Origin of the sequence: Pseudorhodobacter ferrugineus DSM 5888 (assembly GCF_000420745.1) — a bacterium.
Lineage (GTDB): Bacteria > Pseudomonadota > Alphaproteobacteria > Rhodobacterales > Rhodobacteraceae > Pseudorhodobacter > Pseudorhodobacter ferrugineus.
Window position 1 is genome coordinate 75123 of sequence record NZ_ATVN01000009.1, and the last position, 18516, is coordinate 93638.

Consider the following 18516-nt stretch of genomic DNA (forward strand, 5'->3'; position numbering starts at 1 on the left):
GGCGGGGAGTGTCACGCCATGATCGCCGCAAAAGGCTTAGTTGCCCGCCGCAGGGGCCGTTGGTGTGACAGCCGCAGGGTCCGTTACTGGCGCGCCGCAGCTGCCGGTCAGCGATTCATAGCGGGCCACGATCCAGCCTGGTGCATCCGAAGGGATGGTGTCGTCGATATTGGTTTGGAACGACGCAAACACCTTGGCCGAGCGTGAATTATCCACCATCGGCACGGTGTTGGCCGCCACGGCGCGATCATAAACGATAAAGGCCACGGCCACCAACAGCACACCGCGTACGACGCCGAACAGGAACCCGAGGCCCTGATCAAGGCCACCAAGGATAGAGCGTTGGACGAGAGAGGACAAAAGCGGCGAAAACAGCGCTGCAATCACAAGGCCAATGGCAAAGACGGCGGCAAAGGCCGCGATGATCGACAATTCACAGCTGTCGGCCAGAAACTTGCCGACCACGGGTAGTTCTTTGACCAACGGTTGCGCTTGGGCCGCAAAGGCATAGGCCAGCACTGCAGCTCCTGCCCAGCCCGCAATCGCCAGCGACTCGCGTACCAAGCCCCGCGAATAGGCCAGCACCGCCGAGAGTACGATGACCAGTGCAACCACACCGTCGATCAGGGTAAAGCCTTCCATAGCCGTCTCCTTTTGGGTCTGTTAACCAGCCCCGAATATTTCGCCCACAAACGCCGTCAAATCGGGCATTTGGCGGACCGTCATCCCATCAACCCCGGCCATTTTTGACCGAGAGGGCGCAATTGCCTGTGTGAAACCAAGTTTCATCGCCTCTTTCAACCGATTTTCGGTCTGAGAGACGGGACGTAAGGCCCCAGACAGGCTGATTTCACCGAAAAGCACCATATCTGGCGGAATTGCAACATCCTCGCGCGCGGAAAGCAAGGCGGCGGCGACGGCCAGATCGGCGGCGGGTTCGGACACGCGCATGCCGCCGGCCACATTCAAGTACACATCAAGGCCTGCAAAGGGGATGCCACAGCGCGCCTCGAGCACGGCGAGAATCGTCGAGAGGCGGCCAGAGTCGAGGCCCACAACCGTGCGGCGCGGGGTGCCAAGGGGGGAGGGTGAGACGAGCGCCTGAATTTCGGTCAGCACAGGGCGCGTGCCTTCGATGCCCGCGAACACCGCCGATCCGGGGGCGGGTTTGTCGCGGTCCGACAGGAACAGCGCGGACGGGTTGGTGACTTGCGCCAGCCCGTCGCCGGTCATTTCAAACACGCCGATTTCGGCGGCGGGGCCAAAGCGGTTTTTCACCGCGCGCAAAATGCGGAAATGGTGGCCGCGTTCGCCCTCAAAGTACAAAACCGTATCGACCATATGTTCAACCACGCGCGGGCCTGCAATTTGCCCGTCTTTGGTGACATGGCCCACCAGAATAATCGCCACGCCGCGCTTTTTGGCAAAGGTCACCAGCTCATGCGCGGCGGACCGGACTTGGGACACCGAACCGGGGGCGCTGTCGACCGTATCCAGCCACATCGTTTGGATGGAATCGATGACGCACAGCCCTGGGCGTTCTGTGTCCAGCGTGGTCAGAATATCGCGCAGGTTGGTTTCGGCGCCCAAAATCACGGGCGCATCGGCAAGGCCCAGACGTTGCGCGCGCATTTGCACCTGTGCTGTCGCCTCTTCGCCCGAAATATACATCGATTTCACGCCGCGCCGCGCAAAGGCAGCGGTCGCTTGCAGCAACAACGTGGATTTGCCGATCCCAGGGTCGCCGCCCACCAAAATCGCCGAGGCCTCGACCAGCCCACCGCCCAAAACGCGGTCAAATTCGTCCATGCCGCTGGTCGCGCGCGGCGGCGGGGCGGATTGGGTCGCCAGATCGGTTAACGCGATTTTGCGCCCCTTGCCGCCCAGCGATTTCGGGCCAGCCGACAGCGGAGCCTCTTCGATCACCGAATTCCACGCTTTGCACGCCTCGCACTGGCCGGCCCATTTTTTATGGGCGGCGCCGCAGGCGGTACAGGTAAAGGCGGGTGATGATTTTGCCATGCGCCTTGATGCAATGATGCGCGCATCGGCGCAAGGGGGAAGGCTTAGGCGTTTTGCCCATTTTGCGCAGGTTTACGCGCGGCCGCAATCGACAGCACAAGCGACGCCAACACGCAGCCGGTGAACAGATAAAGCCCCCATGCGGTTTCAACCCGCGCCAGCCCGATGCCCTTGATCAAGATAATATACAGCGCGATCAAAAAGATATCGGCCATCGCCAGCTTGCCCAAGATGTGTAAGGCAGGGGCGACGCGCGGCGACAGCAGCCGGAACTGCACCAAGGCCAGCCCGATGGTTTTTAGATACGGCGCGAAAATGGCGAAAAACGTGACCAGCAGGGCCAGCGACACATCCTTGCCCCACAAGGCCTGCAGGCCGGATATGACCGAGATTTCGGACAGATCGAAAAAGGGCAGCACCCCCGCGCGCATCAAGGGGGCGAACCATGACAAAGGAAACAAAACCAGCAATGACAGGTTCAGCGCAATCAAGATATACCGCAAATGCCTGCCCCCTTTGGTTGCCGCTAGGCTATAGGGTGCGGCCTGCGCCAAGGTCAAGCAGGGCTTACTGCTTTTGCGGCCCAACGGACGGGTGGGTCGGTTGCTTGGGCAGGTTTACGATATTGGCGTCGCGCATATCATCGACATCATAGCCCAAGGTGGGCAGAATATCGCGCAGGTCGCTTTCCAAGGCGCGCAGGCCTTTGGTATTCTCGCGCTCGCCTGCTTCCAGATCATCCTGCCAGCGGCGCAGCTCCTCGCAGGTTGTGCGCGCCAGTTTCAGACGCTCTGTGGTTTGGGCCACTTCCTCTTGGCGTTGTTTCAGGAAGGTCTTGGCGCGCTCGACCCGCTCGACCGAATAGACCCGTGCAATATCGCGGGACTGATGGCTCATCTGCGCCGCGATTTCCAACAGCTCGGGTTCCAGATGCGACAGATCGGGGTGCTGGCGCAGGTATTCCAACCGTTTGCGCATGTCTTCAAATTCCGACGACAGGGCGAAAACAGAGCGACGGTCGGCGTTATGGACCACCTCATAGGCGCGGCGCACATCATCCATCGAGATTTGGAACGACCGGTGCGAGCGTTCAAGCCGCGACATCCGCATATTGGCGGGCAAGAAAAAGCACAGCATAATCAGCAAGGCTGTCAACCCAAGTTGTCCGTACATGCCTGCATCAGGAATATATTGCGCACCCCAGCGCAGCGAGAGTTCGGGCCAGGGTAGGACCCCGATGGCCGCCGCCCCTGTGGCCGCGACAAGAACAATTGTGCCAGTGACAATAACGATATGACTGAAAACTTGCATCGCTTGCTGCAAGGTTTGCAGCAAGGATTGACGATGGTTAAACATGTAACCCCCCAAGGTAACATTTACTTAACCTTTACCCAGCCGCAAAAGACGTTCAAAATCAACGGGGAAAATGGAAAAATCCAACGCAGTTATCTGCAATTGCGGTGGCCAAGGTGTGATTGTTTCCCAAAGCGAAACTGATACCGCTTTGGGTTGTGCGCGGCAGCTGACTTAAAGATATGACAACGGCGTCAATGTGGCCCAAAGCGCCAACCACAGGTTCAGACAAGCGGCGATTCCCAGATCGGCACTGCGTTTGACATCCGGCGCGCGCCGCAATTTCCACAATACGGCCACGGCGGCGATCAGGCAAAGTGTGGCGCCCGAAAACAAGGTTAAGGATAGCGGGAACGTATGGGCCCGCCGCAACTGGCCCAGTCCCGACGGCAAGGCGGCCAATGCGGCCGTCAGCGCAAGCAAGGTAAAGGCGAGCATGCGGTGACGCCCCGCGCCAAGCCCGGCAATGGCGGCCCACGCCAGCAGCAAAATGCAGGCAATGCCCGAGCCGATGAACCAGATCAAAACAGCCTGCCCGCCACCCATCACGCTGCGACCTGCACAAAACAGCCGCCGGATCGGTGCGCAAGGGGAAAGCCTGTCATCGAAACGATCTCCATTTGGGGGGCGCCAAAATCTCAAAAGGGGCACGCATGCCGCCTTTATCCCCGACCGGTGCCCTCAATATAGCGGCGGGTGTAGCGGGCCCCAAGACCTGTCAGAATTTCATAGCCGATCGTGTCGCCGGCATCGGCCAAATCATCAACCGATTGGTGCGGCCCAAGAATGTCGAGCGTGCGCGGGGCCTGTTCCAGATGCGACACATCAACAGTGATCGTATCCATAGACACGCGGCCGACGATGGGGCAGGGCACGTTCCCTGCCCAAAGCACCGCGCGGTTGCCAAGGCTGCGCAGCAACCCGTCGGCATAGCCGCCCGAAACCGACGCGATCTGGCTTGGCGCCTCTGCCACCCAAGTGCAGCCGTAACCCACCGTTTCGCCAATCGCCAATTCGCGGAGCTGGATCACGGGCAAGGCCAAGGCGACTGTGGGGGTGGCATCCTCAAACGGCAAGCCGCCATAAAGGCCGATGCCGGGGCGCGTCAGGTCAAAGTGATATTCAGGGCCAAGCAGCAACCCACCCGTGGCCGAAAGCGAGCGCGGCACGTCAATGCCATCGGTCATGGCGTGGAATTCGGCCAGTTGCGCGGCGTTCATCTCATGTCCCGGCTCGTCTGCGCAGGCAAGGTGGCTCATCAACAATTCGGGGCCGGCGTCCAGCACAAAGGCGGCAACCGCCTCCCATTCGCCTTGTTCCATGCCAAGGCGGTTCATTCCGGTATCAAGCTGGATGCCAAACGGATGGCCCGGCAGCGATTCCAGATGGCGGGTGATCTGGTTGATGGAATTCAGCATCGGTGTCAGATCTAGATCATGGATCATATCGGTGTCGCCCGCCATATGGCCGGAAAAGACCGAGATTTGCGGGCCATGACCCAAGGCTTGGCGCACGGCGGCACCTTCCTCGGCGCAGGCGACAAAGAATCGGCGCGCGCCTGCATGGGCCAAAGCGCGGGCCACACGGCCAGCGCCCAAACCATAGGCATCGGCCTTAACCACAGCGCCTGTCTGGGTGTCGGGGCCGGACAAACGGTCAAGCGCGCGCCAATTGGCGGCGATTGCATCAAGGTCGATAGAGAGGGTTGCTGTGGCCATGACGTTGTTTTGACTGACTGGGGATTTAGGTCAAGGGGAATCGGCGGTTTATGTGGCTTTGCGCGGGGGGGGGGGAGCCGCGCTTGGGGGCATTGAGCCCCCTGCGCGCGGCACTGACGTGGTGCAGTGTCGCGGGCGGTTTTGGACGAACGGATGTGTTGTGCGGGGCGGTGATGGGTTTAGGTATTTGGGCCAAGATGAAAGGACGGTCAGTAGCCGTTATCGGGGCCTTCCTGCCAGGCTTTGGCGAGGTTGCCAAAGCGGGTGAAGCGGCCTTCAAACGACAGTTCCACAGAGCCGATGGGGCCGTGGCGTTGCTTGCCGATGATAACCTCGGCCTTGCCATGCACGCTTTCCATAACCGATTGCCATTGCGCCATTTTTTCCAGCTCGTGGTCGCCCGGTTTTTCGCGTTCCTTATAATATTCATCGCGGTAGACGAACATCACTACATCGGCGTCTTGCTCAATGGAGCCGGATTCGCGAAGGTCACTCAGCTGCGGGCGCTTGTCTTCGCGGCTTTCCACTTGGCGTGACAGCTGGGACAAGGCGATCACGGGGATGTTGAGTTCCTTGGCAATCGCTTTCAGCCCTTGGGTGATTTCCGACACCTCGTTCACGCGGTTTTCGCCTTTGCCGGTGCCTTTGAGCAGTTGAAGATAGTCGATGATCAGCACGTCCAGCCCGTGGGTCCTTTTCAGGCGGCGCGCGCGGGCGGCGACTTGGCTGATGGGCAGGGCAGGCGTGTCGTCGATATAAAGCGGGCAGGCCTCGAGGCTTTTGGCGGCTTCGACAAAGCGGCGGAATTCCTGTTCGGTCATGTCGCCACGGCGGATTTGTTCGGATGGCACTTCGGACGCCTCGGACAGGATACGGGCGGCCAGCTGTTCGGCGCTCATTTCCAAGCTGAAAAAGCCGACCACCCCGCCCTCAACCGCCCCTTCGCCGCCGTCATGCAAAGGGCCGCGCTTGTAGGCTTTGGCCACGTTAAAGGCGATGTTGGTGGCAAGCGAGGTTTTGCCCATCGACGGGCGCCCTGCGAGGATCAGCAAATCCGAAGGGTGCAAGCCGCCGAGCTTTTTATCGAGATCAATCAGGCCTGTAGACGTACCCGCAAGCCCGCCGTCGCGTTGATAGGCGGCGTTGGCGCTGTTGACGGCCTCGGTCACGGCTTTCAAAAAGCTTTGAAACCCTCGTTCGGCAACGCCTTGTTCGCCCAGTTTGTAAAGCCGCTGTTCGGCTTCGATAATCTGTTCTTTGGGCTCGGACGCCACATCGACTTTGGCGGCGCGTGCCGAAATATCGCGGCCCAAACCGATAAGTTCACGGCGCACGGCAAGGTCATAGAGCATCTGCGCATAATCGCGCGCCGCAAAGCTGGAAATCGCCGCACCCGCAAGGCGCGCAAGGTAGGACGGGCCGCCCAGTTCCTTCAGGCCCATGTCATCCTCGAGGAAAGCCTTGAGCGTGACAGGCGAGGCGAGGGCGTTTTTCTGAATGCGGGCAGAGGCAATCTCGAAAATGCGGCTGTGGACCGGATCATAGAAATGCTCGGCCTTCACAAGGCTGGAAATGCGGTCATAGACATCGTTGTTGGTCAGGATCGCGCCCAGCAATTGCTGCTCGGCCTCGATGTTATGGGGCAGGCTGTCAGCCTCGATCTGTGCCGGAAGCTGTTGCTTGATCGGTGCGACTTCATTCATAGCGGACCCTTTTGTCTAACCTGCTGCTTTGTAGCCGAGGATGGCGGTTCACGGAAAGGCTAATAACTTTGGGGATAAACCGCCGTAAGCCTTGTGGAAAACCGCCTTTTTGGTGGCGCGCGCTCCCCATCCTACCACATCCGGTAGGGAATTGCAGGGGCTTTGCCCAAATCAGCGATTCTCGGCAAAGCTATCCCCAAAAGCGCCCCCAGAAAATTTTGGGCGCAGGAAATGCTAAGCGACAAGGCAGGGTTAGCCCTTGCGGGCATCCTGCCAAGCGCGGGGCGCGTGGAGGAAGCTTTCAACTTCGGCCAAGGTGGCAGCGTCAAAAGCACCACTTTCGCGGGCTTCGGCCAAGACATCCCACCAGGTGCACAGATGGTGCAAGGCGACACCATGATCGGCCAGTTTTTGCGTGGTGTCGGGGAAAATCCCGTAATAGAAAATGACCGCCGTATGGGCACAAGTCGCCCCCGTTTCGCGGATCGCATCGACAAACGACAGTTTTGATCCGCCATCGGTGGTCAGATCCTCAACCAACAGCACACGCTGACCTTCGGTCATCACCCCTTCAATACGCGCGTTGCGACCGTATCCTTTGGGTTTTTTGCGGACATAAGTCATCGGCAGCGCCATACGCTCGGCCACCAAAGCTCCAAAGGGAATGCCCGCCGTTTCGCCGCCGGCAATGTTGTCAAACGCCTCAAACCCCGCATTGCGCATGACAGTGACAGTCAGAAAATCCATCAAGGTGGACCGGATGCGCGGATAGGAGATCAGCTTGCGGCAATCGATATAGGTCGGGCTGGGCAAGCCCGACGCCAACGTAAACGGCTCGGCTGCGTTGAAATGCACGGCCTTTATTTCCAACAGCATCCGCGCAGTTAGGCGGGCGATTTCTTCGGCGGGGGGGAAGCTGGTGGGGATCATTGCGCGGGGTCCTTTTTGCCTTTTTCTGTTTTCAAATATCCCCGCCGGAGGCTCTGCTCCCCACGGCTAGGCGCTCCGCGGGGGATATTTGAAAACAGAAACAGGATCAGCCTTCTACATGCCAATGTACGGGAAAGCCGGGGTTGAAAACGGTTACGGGGCCAGCCTCGGTCAGGATTTTATCGGGCCATTGGGCGGCAGCACCTTTGGTCAGGGTCATCGTTGTCTTGTTGACGGGCAAGCGGTAAAAGGCGGGGCCATTGCGCGCGGCGAAATGTTCGAGCTTGTCCAGCGCGCCCTCTTCCTCAAACACATGCGCCAGCAGCGGCATGGTGTTGGTGGCGGTAAAGCAGCCTGCACAGCCGCAAGCGTGTTCCTTCAGCGCATCCACATGCGGGGCGGAATCGGTGCCAAGGAAAAACCGAGGCTCGCCCGAAGTGGCCGCGGCCCGCAAGGCAAGGCGGTGCTGTTCGCGTTTGGCCACGGGCAGGCAATAGTAATGCGGTTTTATGCCGCCTGCGAGGATGTGGTTGCGGTTGATGATCAGGTGATGCGTGGTGATTGTCGCGGCCAGATCATCACCGCCCGCGCGGGCATAGGCCACGCCTTGTTCGGTGGTGATATGTTCCATCACTACCCGCAATCCGGGGATGGACCGGCGCAGCGGGTCAAGGACTGTGTCGATAAACACCGCCTCGCGGTCGAAAATATCTACCTCGGGCGTTGTCACTTCGCCGTGCACGCACAAAGGCAGGCCAATCTCGGCCATTTTTTCCAGCACGCCGCGCACTTTATCAATATCGCGCACGCCGCCGTGGGAATTGGTGGTGGCCCCCGCCGGATACAGCTTTACCGCCTTGACCAACCCCGAGGCATGCGCCGCAGCTACATCGGCGGGGTCTGTGCCTTCGGTCAGGTATAGCACCATCAGCGGCTCGAAATGCATCCCCTTGGGCAGCGCCGCCATGATGCGCCCGTGATAGGCCTGCGCATCGGCCAGCGTGACCACAGGTGGCACCAGATTGGGCATAATGATCGCGCGGGCGAAATGGCGCGCGGTTTCGGGCAAAACGCCTTGCAACATCGCGCCGTCGCGCAAATGCAAGTGCCAATCATCGGGGCGGGGCAGGGTGATGCTCTGTGTCATGGGGCAAAGCGCTAGACTATCCGCCCTTTGTTTTCCAGTGATAAAAATCGGAAAAGCCAAAGCCGTCGCCGTATTTCAGCGCCGGATCAGGTGCCCAATCGCAGGGAGGACTGGTTACTTTTGGTCCAGGACGCCGCTTTGTTCCAGCTTTTCCAGATGCTTGCGAAACCCTGGGGCGCGCAGCCGTGACGTGACAGACCGACACACCATCGCCTCGCGCTTTGGATGGCCCGCTTCGGCGCAGGCCCTCAAAATCCAGCGCAGATACCCGCCGAAATGGCGGCGTTCGCGCCACAGCAGGTTATAGGCCTTGGCGGTCAGCTTTCCGTCGCAGGCCGCCTTTACCAATTTTGGCAAAACCCCCATTTCAGCCAAGGCTGTCGCCACGTTTTCCCCTAAAAACCGCGCTTTCAGGTTGGTGACAAAGGGTTTGCGAAATAGGGCCACATGCATCGCATCCAGCCGCGCATAGGGGTCATGCAGCGTAAAGACCTGTGCAGCCCCTTCGATCATATCGGGCGCATAGCCATAGCGTTTGGTAAAGTTCAGGCGGCGGGCGTGCAGATTGCGCGTGTCCCACCCCGCGATGTCTGGGTCAAGCGAGGCGCGGGGCTGCACGGCCAAAACCGTGGCACCAGGGGCCGCGACAGAAAACGCAGCCGCCGCATAGGCGCCCATGCCTGCGCCGTAAAACACAACGCGGTCAAAGTTATCGAAAAACGATTCGTCCACCAGTCGGTCCAAATGAGCGAATACCGATGCGTCACGATACCAGGTTTCGCCTTCGCTGATCAGGCTTAGGTGCGACCAGCCATTATGGGTGGCTTGGCCAAAAATATGCGGCATCTTGCCGGGTTCCATCGCCATGATATCTTCCAGCCGGTCAAAGCTGATGACAAGGGTCGGCCCGTCGTCGTTCAAGATCGCCCAGTGATGCGCGCCCAAAGCGTCAAACGAGCCCGAATCCTCACCCATCTTTTGCAGCAGCGACAGCCTACCCGCGCGGTCAAGCGGGGCGGCGTTGGGTGTTGTGGTATCAGCACTTTGGGACATCGGGCATTCCATCAATTCATTTGGTGTAGATAACTGGCGGGCAATCACTAGGGTATTTCATCTGCAATCAATGTCAGTGTTGCGTGGCACAAACGGGCAGACAACGGGGCAAGATGGTGGCATTTGCGGTTTTTCAAGAAACAATCCGGCACGACTGTTGCGCAGATCGGGCCTTACGCGTGATCTATTTGACCCCATGCTGCCAAATCAGCCGCGCCTCGGCCTCGGTCAAACAGCGCGCGGGGTTTGACAACATCAACCGCCCGAACAAACCGCGCCAGTTTTCATCCTGCATCAGTTCCGTAAAGCGTTGCTTGCGCCAGTTTACGGCCGTCCGGTGCAAATCTTGCAAAACGGGGTCAGCCTTTAGCGCTGCCAAAATCGCTGCGCGCAACGGGCCCAAGGCCGCGATCGACCGATCCTCGACATCGCAGAAATTGCGTTCAACCCAATACCCCATGTCAAAGCTTGATGCATCGCGGTTGGCGCGGCCCCGATCACATTTGACCAGATAGCTTTCCATCGCGCCAAGCGCATAGTGGTTCAGTTGCACCAATTCGTAATTGTCGCGGCCAAAAGGGGAAAAGATGCGGTTGCGGTGAAACTCGGGCGGCAATTCGCGGCCCGACCCGTCAAACCAGCGCTGGGTATCGGTGTTGGCGGGGCTGCGGGGGCGGTGGACGCCCAGCTTTTTGTAGCTGCCATCGCGGCGAAACAACGTCTTGAACAGCGCCGCACGCCACGGCCAGTGCAACACGGATGGGGCGGCGCGGGTGAATGTTTCGGTGACGGGCCGGTCTTCAAACCCCACCACACCCGCATTGCCAAACAGCCGCCAAGTCAGTGGAATAGCGGTGGCATCGGGCAGGGCGGCCAACAGCGCAGTCAAGGTATGGTCGCCCACATGGATATTGACGAATTCATCAATATCGAAAAACAAAATCCAATCGGCCCCGCGCACCAAAGGGTGTTTGTCCGCCGCCTTTAATGCCGCCCATTGCGGCCCCTCGTCATGCGGCCCGTCATTGCGGATATGGGTGATCTGCCCCATCGCCGCCAGCCGGTCCAGCATCGCATCGGTGCCATCCGTGCAATCATTGGAAAACACCAGAAAATCGGTAAACCCGCAGGCGCGGTGATGCGCCAGCCATTCCAGCACAAACGCGCCTTCATTGCGGACTGTCAGGATCGCGGTGGCGCGCATTTGCTTATCCTTTCCTCTAGGGCCGCCAACAATGGCGCATAGTCAGCCTGTCCCCGTAGCTCGGCAATCTTGGTCAGGTGCCACGCCAAAGCCTGCATATGCAAACCGTCCAGCGCGGCATCTGCCTGCAACTGCGCCCGCCACGCGGCCACCGCATCGTCATAGCGGCGAATGGCATCACATTCCACATCCGCCACATCAAAGCGGTCCCAATACTCGGCCTCCATCGTCTGGCCCGTATGGTTCACCCGCCCCCGATCCCGTTTTACCAAAAAACTGTCCAGCGACCGCAGCGCATAATGGTTCACCTGTGCGACGCGATAATCGCGCGCCGCCAGCATCGCGTTCACCTGCGGCGAAATACCAATCCCCCCCGGCATCTCGCGGCGCAAGGGCCGGCCCAATTCGGCGCGCGGTATCGGGCCATGAATGCCAATGCGTTGCATATTTTCCAGCCCACGAAACAGCGATTTGGCATAGATCCCTTGCCGCAAATCTTCGGCCCCCGCACGGCAAAACTGCCCCGTCACCGGCGCATCGACATACTCACGGCGGCCATCCGGCCCAAACACCCGCCACGCCACCGATATCACCTCGGCTTCGGTGCTTGCCGCCGCCACCAACGCCCGCGCGGAACCGTCGCCCACCTTCACCACCAAAAACTCGTCGGCATCACAGACGTAAATCCATTCCGCCTCGGTCACCTCAACATAGCGCCGCGCCTGTTTCAACGCAGACCGCTGGATAGACGTCACAGGCCAATGCCGTGTCGGATGATGCCGTGCCAAACCCAAGTCTTGCAAACGCAGCACCATCTCGACCGTCACATCGGCACAATCATTGGTGCAGATCACCAGATGGTCAAACCCCAAGGCCTTATAATGCGCGACCCATTCCAGTAAAAACGCGGCTTCGTTCTTCATTGTGGTGATAACGGTGTATCCGCCCATCACGCCCCTGCCATTTCATCTTTGCAAAAATACTCAATCCAGCGCCCGCACCCAAACCCGCTGATGGCGTTGCGCGTCAATGTTCCGCCTCGCCCGTATGCTCGACCGTAAAGAAAAAATCGGGCGCAAGGTCGCGTTCGTGCAAATCCGCAGGTATCACCGCAGGCCCCGCCGAAAACACCGCCGACCCGAAATGCTGCTGCAACTTGCACAGGGTTTCCATCCGCGGGCCCGTCAACTCGGCATAGAAATTTTGATAGTTCTCCGTCTCCAGCAACTCGGCAATCTTGGCGCGGTGACAGCGCAAGGAATGGTCGTGGGCTGCGCGAATATCCGGATCGGCCATCAACGCATCATATTCCGCCTGCAAGGCAGGGATCATCCGCTGAATGCTGCGGTCCTGTTCCAGATTATGGTTCATCCGGAACCAATAATTCAGCCCTTGGTCACGGTCGACATGGTTCACCCGCCCACGGTCGCGTTTCACCAAGAAACTTTCGGCCGACCGCACGGCATAATGGTTCAGGCTGACCCAATCATAGCCATAGGTTTCCAGCGTAGACCGCCAGCCATTGCGAAACATCGTGCGGGGCAGGGGTTTGCCCGACCCGTTCAGCCATTTGACCTGATCCCACAGGTCGGGCACCAAGCCTTTGGGCCGATGCACGCCCAGTTTCTTGTAAATCTCGCTGTTGCGAAACAGGGTCTTGAACCCCCAGGCTTGATGCGGCTTGCGAATGACCTCGGGCGCGCAGGCGGTGAACTGGTCCAGCAAGAACCGATCCTCGAACTCATGCACATCATTGTTCCCGAACAACCGCCATGTCAGCGAAATCATATTCGCCTCGCCCATCGCCTTATACAGCGCATCCAACGTGCCATCGCCGATCTTGATGTTGATAAATTCATCCACATCCATGCAGATGCCCCAACCGCAGTTTTGCATGATGGGTTCCTGCTCGGCCGCCTGTAACGCCGCATGCTGGGGTTTCAGGTCCCCACCGGGTACAAAGGGGTTAACCCTATGCTGCACAATGCCTTTTTTTTGCAGCATATCCAGCATCGTATCGGTGCCATCGGTGCAATCATTGGTATAGATCAGAAAATCATCCACCCCGATCGCGCGGTGATAGGCCAACCATTCAAGGATAAACGGCCCCTCGTTTTTCATTGTCGTCACAATCGCCGTGCGCCCTGCTTTGATCGCGGCTTTGGGTGCCGGTTTCATCTTGGACACAGGCGCGCGCACGGGCTTATGGGCGAAAATCCCTTCCGCCATCGCCAGCAGCGCATCATCTTCGACCAATGATGTTTTGGGGGCAAGTTCGGACGCATTGCGCCCCGGCACCTTGATCGCCATCGCACGGTAAAACGGAATGGCGGTTGCAGGGTCGGGGTTGGAATAGGCCACCCGCAGCATCCGCCAGGTGTTTGACAAGCCTGCCTTTTCGGGGGCCACGCCCCAGCGCATCGTGGGTTTGCCAATATCAAACGGCGCGCAGATATGGTCGCCGAACTGCGCTTCTTGGTTGTTGCGCACACGCCACGGGTAAATCCGGCGGCCCGCCAGGAAAACCACGCCCTTTTTCGCCTCGACACATTGGTCAAAGGCGTTTGGCCCTGCGGTCCCTTGCGGCCCCGGGGCCAGAATATCGGCCACATCCAGCGTCAGCACCGCGCGCGCCGTGGCCAAAAACCGCCATTTGACCACTTCAAACATCAAACCCTCACCCAATGGTGCGCGCCACGCATCGGGGGCGGGCACCTCCATCCGGTCCTTTCCGGGGGCATCGGGGGCTAGATAGGGGTGGTTTTCAGGGCCAAGACCCGCTTTGCCCAAGGGCACAGGGCAATCCAGCAAAACAACCTTCAGATCGAACGCTGCGCCATTGTCACTCGCTTTGGCGATTGCCGCCGCCAGTTTGGCTGCCCAGCGGGCAGGGTCGGGGTTCGGCACGCGGTTCACGATGACCGCACCGGTGGCCCCATGATGGCGGGCGTGATAGTCCAGCCAAGCGGCAATTTGGGCAGGGCTTTCCTCGATCCGGAACCCGAACAGGCAATTGCGCCCTGCCAGATGGTCGTGTTCGGCGGCGGTCGCGTCCAGTTCCAGCGGCGCACCATCGCGCAGCGCCAAAACCACGCGGCCTTGCGTCTCCACAGCAATCATCGCAGACCCCGACACATCGCGCAAATCCAGCGGCAAGGCGCTGCCTGCAACCGGATCGGCGGCGAATTTGGCAATCTTGGTATCATTGCCGAAAAACACATGCACACGGTTCGGACCAATGCGCACACAATCCAACAGCAGGCCCAAACCGTCTTGGTCCAGCCGCCTTGCGCCAAGGGTCCGGTGGATCACGTGATCCGCCTCACCTTGGGTTTTCTTGGGATACTTGCCCATAATTCGCTCCGCTTACCCCTTACGGGCGGTCTTGCGCCGCCCTTATCACTTGCGGGCATCATAGCCGCAGCGTTTGGGCCAAGCAAACTGTCCTGCGCATTTTTTCTAAAGCGTGGAAAAATAGCCATGATTTCGCCCGACTGTTTCTGTACAAACATCAATGATGGGCTAAGCTGGCGGCCAAAAGCGCGATAAAATGACAAGTGATCAAGACGTAGGACAGTAAAAATGGCACGGACACGCGAAGTTGGTACGTTATGGATCGGCGGCAGCCTTAGCTGGATGGAACAGCTTTGCCTGAAAAGCTTTGTCGACCAGGGCCAAACAATCACCCTGTTTTCCTATGAAGATATCCCCAATGTCCCTGATGGCGTGATCCGGCGCGACGGGCGCGACATCCTCGATACCGATGATTTTATCAAGTATGAGAAGAAAGACAGCTTTGCACTGTTTGCCGATTATTTCCGCATCCACATGATCCAGCAAAACCCAGGCATGATTTGGGTGGATACCGATGTCTATTGCCACCGCCCGATGGATTACGACAGCGACTATGTGCTGGGTTTTGAACTGCCAGGCGAAAAACGGGTGAACAATGCTGTGCTGGGCCTGCCCGTGGGCAGCCCGATCCTGACCGATATGCTGGCCTTTATGCAAGATCGCCACGCGATCCCCCCCTTCCTGAAACAAAGCCAGCAAGATGACTACCGCGCCGCCGCCGCCGCTGGCACGCCTGTCCATGTCAGCCAACAGCCTTGGGGCGTTTGGGGGCCGCTGATGGTCACCCATTTCGCGCATAAGCATAAGATATTGAACAAGGTCCAACCGCTTGAAGCCTTCTATCCCATCCCCTTTCCCGACCGTCTGAAGTTCATGCGCCGCACGGCTGTGGTCCAAGGGCTGCTCTCGCCTAAAACCACGGCCCTGCACCTTTGGGCGTCGAACAAGCGTGAATTGGGCCTGCGCCACGGCGGCTTGCCCCCCGAAGGCAGCTATATGGCCGACCTTTTGGTTCAACATAACATCGACCCCGCATCCGCCCCGATCAAAGGCCGTGGGCGGCATGTGTTTGATGCAGGGCTGGTCGACGCGGTGCCAAAAGGCGCGGTGCAGCGCTTTGCCGATATCGGCGGCACGGGGCAGGCGGTCGCCTTGGCCGCTTGGGGCAAATGGCTGTGCCCGATCGACCTGATCGATGTCGACCACAAAGGCCGCTGGATGGAAACGCCGTCCGACTGGGTCAGCGCCTACCGCCAGTTCCTGACCGAACATGGCGTGCCCTTTGACCAAATCAGGGTCGTCGCCAAACCTGATGATCTGTTGCCTGCCCAACTGGTGTCCAACCTCAACGGCTTTGGCGATGTCAACAAAATCAACCCCTTGGGCGACATGCTTGACCTCTGCCTCGCCCCCGCAGGCTTTCTGCTGACCGATATCCGCAAAGGCTCGGGCGGTTATCCCTATCTGAAAAAACGCGGCACCACCGCGCAGCTGTCCAGCCGCAATGATGCGGGCACCGACGTGCACCGCGTTTTGCTAACAGCAAACGGCACCGCCAAGGCCGAGGCAGAGCCGCCCGAGCCCGAAGAAAACTGGGCCGAAATCGCCACGGGTTTGGCGGGCAAAGACGGGTTTTACCGTGATGGCGGCGACCATGCGATGCTGTTCATCAAACGCTCTGACACGCTGGTCGTCACTTTTGACAACCTTGATATCGCAATGGAAAAACGCGAAGACAAACGCCCTTGGGGCTTTGCTTTCATCGAAAAACAAGGCTGGTCGATGCTGGGCGTCACCGCCGCAGGCTGGACATGGTTTCGCGACCCTTGGGTCTACAAACAGTTTGATGAGTTGAAAAAGAAGGGCTTTTTCAAGAAATTCAAACGCGTGGTGTTTTACGGCGCATCGATGGGCGGCTATGGCGCTTGCGCTTTTGCCGCCGCCTGCCCGGGGGCCGATGTCGTGGCGATTTCCCCGCAATCGACGCTGGACAAAAAACTCGTCCCGTTCGAGACCCGCTATAAAACCGCGTGGGACCGCGATTTCACCGGCAAATACGGCGATGCGGCCAAAGTTTCGTCCAAGGCGGGCCGCGTGACGCTGATCTATGACCCGTATGAACCCTTGGACAGCGGCCATGTGAACCGCTTTACCGCCAAAAACGTGGTCAAACTGCGTGCGCCGCTGATGGGCCACCGCCTTGGGTCCAGCTTGCAGCAAATGGGCATCCTCTCGTCCGTCACCCTTGGCGCGCTGAACGGCACCCTGTCCGAGGCCGATTTTTACCAAAAACTCCGCGCCCGCAAAACCTTTGCCCGCTATCAAAAAGAGCTGTTCAACCGCGCGATCGACAAAGGCCACCCCGAACTCGCCCGCCGCATGGGGCGTTGGGTGCTAACGCGCGGCGACAACCGCCATATCCGCAAGGCGATGGAGGAAATGTAAGGCCCGCAACAGGCCCAAAACAGGCAACCAAAGGCGCAGGAGCATTCACTTGGACGACTTCATATTCGACGCTGGCCTAAACAGGTTTTTCAAATCCGACAGCGGTGCAGGCTCTCGGATCACCGAAAAAGACGAGGCAACGAAACGCCAACTGACCGTCGCCAAACACGAACGCGACCTTTTGCTGAAATATCATCCGATACTGCCAATCGGGTCTTTGGCCGAGGCCGAAAAGCGGGGCGAACAGACGTCTTTCAGCTTTCGGAAATTTCCTACGGGCTATGCGGTTAGGCTGAACATTCACTATCCAGACGCGACAAAAGACGCGTTGCAGCTCCACCTTACCCAAGGAGAGTTCAGCCCGAGGGTCGGTGATATGTGGTTTCTATTTGAGCGGCAGAACCAGATTTGGATCGGCAGTTTTGAAGATGCCGAATTGAATGCCGCGCGCCGGAATGCGCCATTCGATATGCAAAACGGTTTTGACCATGGGGCAGAGGAGGCCTATCAAGCCGCCATAAACGGGCATGCGCCAGATTTGCCTGCTGCGAAAACGATTTAGTATTGTTTGGCCTATGGGGGCTATCAAAGCTGTGGTTGCAACGCGGCTTTAGGGCAGTTTTCTGGACATCCGCGCAATCACGTCGCCTGATCGTCCCGACAGCATAATCGCCAGCCAGATCCCCGATCATGATGTGCTGGCGGCGGGGTTTCCGTGCCAGCCGTTCAGTTTGGCCGGTGTTTCCGCCCGCAATGCGCTTGGCAGGCAACACGGCCTGTTGGATGAAACCCAAGGTACGTTGTTTTATGACATTGCCCGCATTGTTAAAATCAAACAGCCCAAGGCCTTGTTGCTGGAAAATGTCAGCAACATTGTCCGCCATGACCGTGGTCGCACGTTTGACGTGCTGAAACGGGTGATTGGTGATCTGGGCTATGTCTTGTCTTGGCAGATTCTTAACGCTGAAACGCTGGTCCCCCAGCGCCGCAAGCGGTGCTTTATGGTCGCCTTTCGGGATGCCGATATGGGGGAGCAGATGACGTTTCCCGATTTATCAGGCCCGCCCTTGCCCTTGCCCTTGCGGTTGGCGTTGGAGCCCGAAGTAGACGCGAAATACACATTGTCCGATCGCAGTTGGGCGGGGCATCAGCGCAGAACGGCTGCAAACCTTGCAAGGGGTGTGGGGTTCACGGCGTTCGAGGCCGATTTGGACAGGCTGTCAAACACCATCGTTGCGCGCTATTACAAAGACGGTAAGGAATGTTTGGTGCCGCAGCCTGGCAAAAACCCACGGCTGCTTACGCCAAGGGAATGTGCGCGGCTCCAGGGGTTTCCCGATACATTTATCCCAAACCCCACCCGTTCCGCCGCTTACAAGCAGTTTGGCAATGCCGTGCCCGTGCCAGTTGTGCGGGTGGTTGCACAGGCAATGCTGTCCAAACTCGACGCGATTGATGCGCGCCATCTAGGGGTGCGTGCGGTGGGCCAGTAAGCAAGCGTAGGGTGTGCATTTTGCTCACCAGTCCTACACCTGCCGCAAAGTGATATTGCAGGTCGCGTCCGCGTTAAAATTCAGTTAACAAAAA

General features: G+C 58.9%; 16 protein-coding genes. 3 read left to right on the plus strand and 13 right to left on the minus strand.

The features are described from left to right. Positions 1 to 36: 36 nt before the first annotated feature. The 13 genes from G560_RS0109790 to G560_RS0109860 form a co-directional block, all read right to left on the minus strand. Positions 37 to 642: a CvpA family protein gene (locus G560_RS0109790; protein WP_022704136.1), complete on the minus strand. Its 606-nt coding sequence runs from the start codon at positions 640 to 642 to the stop codon at positions 37 to 39. 21 nt (positions 643 to 663) lie between these two features. Then, positions 664 to 2022 carry a DNA repair protein RadA gene (gene radA / locus G560_RS0109795; protein ID WP_022704137.1) on the minus strand — a complete coding sequence of 453 codons (1359 nt, stop codon included), beginning with the start codon at positions 2020 to 2022 and terminating at the stop codon, positions 664 to 666. 44 nt (positions 2023 to 2066) lie between these two features. Continuing rightward, a complete protein-coding gene (locus tag G560_RS0109800; RefSeq protein WP_028913944.1) occupies positions 2067 to 2516 on the minus strand; it encodes a paraquat-inducible protein A in 450 nt (149 codons plus the stop codon). A 73-nt stretch (positions 2517 to 2589) separates the two neighbouring features. Next, positions 2590 to 3378 (minus strand): hypothetical protein, encoded by a 789-nt coding sequence (locus G560_RS18960; protein ID WP_022704139.1) that lies wholly within the window; start codon positions 3376 to 3378, stop codon positions 2590 to 2592. Positions 3379 to 3549: 171 nt separating this feature from the next. After that, complete coding sequence (locus tag G560_RS18965; protein ID WP_022704141.1) at positions 3550 to 3921, minus strand: hypothetical protein; 372 nt, start codon at positions 3919 to 3921, stop codon at positions 3550 to 3552. A 116-nt stretch (positions 3922 to 4037) separates the two neighbouring features. Continuing rightward, positions 4038 to 5093 carry an alanine racemase gene (gene alr / locus G560_RS0109820; protein ID WP_022704142.1) on the minus strand — a complete coding sequence of 352 codons (1056 nt, stop codon included), beginning with the start codon at positions 5091 to 5093 and terminating at the stop codon, positions 4038 to 4040. A gap of 209 nt (positions 5094 to 5302) precedes the next feature. Beyond that, positions 5303 to 6796 carry a replicative DNA helicase gene (locus tag G560_RS0109825; protein WP_022704143.1) on the minus strand — a complete coding sequence of 498 codons (1494 nt, stop codon included), beginning with the start codon at positions 6794 to 6796 and terminating at the stop codon, positions 5303 to 5305. A 252-nt stretch (positions 6797 to 7048) separates the two neighbouring features. Beyond that, complete coding sequence (locus G560_RS0109830; RefSeq protein WP_022704144.1) at positions 7049 to 7726, minus strand: orotate phosphoribosyltransferase; 678 nt, start codon at positions 7724 to 7726, stop codon at positions 7049 to 7051. A gap of 106 nt (positions 7727 to 7832) precedes the next feature. Further along, positions 7833 to 8873 carry a dihydroorotase gene (gene pyrC / locus G560_RS0109835; protein ID WP_022704145.1) on the minus strand — a complete coding sequence of 347 codons (1041 nt, stop codon included), beginning with the start codon at positions 8871 to 8873 and terminating at the stop codon, positions 7833 to 7835. A 114-nt stretch (positions 8874 to 8987) separates the two neighbouring features. Then, positions 8988 to 9926, minus strand: coding sequence for a hypothetical protein (locus tag G560_RS18970; RefSeq protein WP_033419344.1), 939 nt, complete (start codon positions 9924 to 9926; stop codon positions 8988 to 8990). Between the two features lie 184 nt (positions 9927 to 10110). Further along, positions 10111 to 11130, minus strand: a complete 1020-nt coding sequence (locus tag G560_RS0109845) for a glycosyltransferase family 2 protein (RefSeq protein ID WP_022704147.1) — start codon at positions 11128 to 11130, stop codon at positions 10111 to 10113. Further along, positions 11109 to 12080: a glycosyltransferase family 2 protein gene (locus G560_RS18975; protein ID WP_022704148.1), complete on the minus strand. Its 972-nt coding sequence runs from the start codon at positions 12078 to 12080 to the stop codon at positions 11109 to 11111. The genes G560_RS0109845 and G560_RS18975 overlap by 22 nt, the downstream gene beginning before the upstream one ends. Before the next feature lie 76 nt (positions 12081 to 12156). Then, positions 12157 to 14484 (minus strand): glycosyltransferase family 2 protein, encoded by a 2328-nt coding sequence (locus G560_RS0109860; protein WP_022704149.1) that lies wholly within the window; start codon positions 14482 to 14484, stop codon positions 12157 to 12159. 228 nt (positions 14485 to 14712) lie between these two features. Between G560_RS0109860 and G560_RS0109865 the strand changes: the two genes are divergently transcribed. The 3 genes from G560_RS0109865 (at position 14713) to dcm (ending at position 18422) form a co-directional block, all read left to right on the plus strand. Continuing rightward, positions 14713 to 16929, plus strand: a complete 2217-nt coding sequence (locus G560_RS0109865) for a hypothetical protein (RefSeq protein ID WP_022704150.1) — start codon at positions 14713 to 14715, stop codon at positions 16927 to 16929. Positions 16930 to 16978: 49 nt separating this feature from the next. Further along, positions 16979 to 17491, plus strand: a complete 513-nt coding sequence (locus G560_RS0109870) for a hypothetical protein (RefSeq protein WP_022704151.1) — start codon at positions 16979 to 16981, stop codon at positions 17489 to 17491. A gap of 67 nt (positions 17492 to 17558) precedes the next feature. Beyond that, on the plus strand, positions 17559 to 18422 hold the full coding sequence (dcm, locus tag G560_RS18980) for a DNA (cytosine-5-)-methyltransferase (RefSeq protein ID WP_269430465.1): 864 nt from the start codon (positions 17559 to 17561) through the stop codon (positions 18420 to 18422). The last annotated feature ends 94 nt before the right edge of the window (positions 18423 to 18516 follow it).

Excerpts from the sequence above, each read along its gene's own strand:
- G560_RS0109825 (WP_022704143.1), bottom strand. The coding sequence starts at position 6,796 with ATGAATGAAGTCGCACCGATCAAGCAACAGCTTCCGGCACAGATCGAG.
- G560_RS18960 (WP_022704139.1), bottom strand. The coding sequence starts at position 3,378 with ATGTTTAACCATCGTCAATCCTTGCTGCAAACCTTGCAGCAAGCGATG.
- G560_RS0109790 (WP_022704136.1), bottom strand. The coding sequence starts at position 642 with ATGGAAGGCTTTACCCTGATCGACGGTGTGGTTGCACTGGTCATCGTA.
- G560_RS18970 (WP_033419344.1), bottom strand. The coding sequence starts at position 9,926 with ATGTCCCAAAGTGCTGATACCACAACACCCAACGCCGCCCCGCTTGAC.
- G560_RS0109830 (WP_022704144.1), bottom strand. The coding sequence starts at position 7,726 with ATGATCCCCACCAGCTTCCCCCCCGCCGAAGAAATCGCCCGCCTAACT.
- pyrC (WP_022704145.1), bottom strand. The coding sequence starts at position 8,873 with ATGACACAGAGCATCACCCTGCCCCGCCCCGATGATTGGCACTTGCAT.
- G560_RS18965 (WP_022704141.1), bottom strand. The coding sequence starts at position 3,921 with ATGGGTGGCGGGCAGGCTGTTTTGATCTGGTTCATCGGCTCGGGCATT.
- G560_RS0109845 (WP_022704147.1), bottom strand. The coding sequence starts at position 11,130 with ATGCGCGCCACCGCGATCCTGACAGTCCGCAATGAAGGCGCGTTTGTG.
- alr (WP_022704142.1), bottom strand. The coding sequence starts at position 5,093 with ATGGCCACAGCAACCCTCTCTATCGACCTTGATGCAATCGCCGCCAAT.
- G560_RS18975 (WP_022704148.1), bottom strand. The coding sequence starts at position 12,080 with ATGGGCGGATACACCGTTATCACCACAATGAAGAACGAAGCCGCGTTT.
- G560_RS0109865 (WP_022704150.1), top strand. The coding sequence starts at position 14,713 with ATGGCACGGACACGCGAAGTTGGTACGTTATGGATCGGCGGCAGCCTT.
- G560_RS0109860 (WP_022704149.1), bottom strand. The coding sequence starts at position 14,484 with ATGGGCAAGTATCCCAAGAAAACCCAAGGTGAGGCGGATCACGTGATC.
- radA (WP_022704137.1), bottom strand. The coding sequence starts at position 2,022 with ATGGCAAAATCATCACCCGCCTTTACCTGTACCGCCTGCGGCGCCGCC.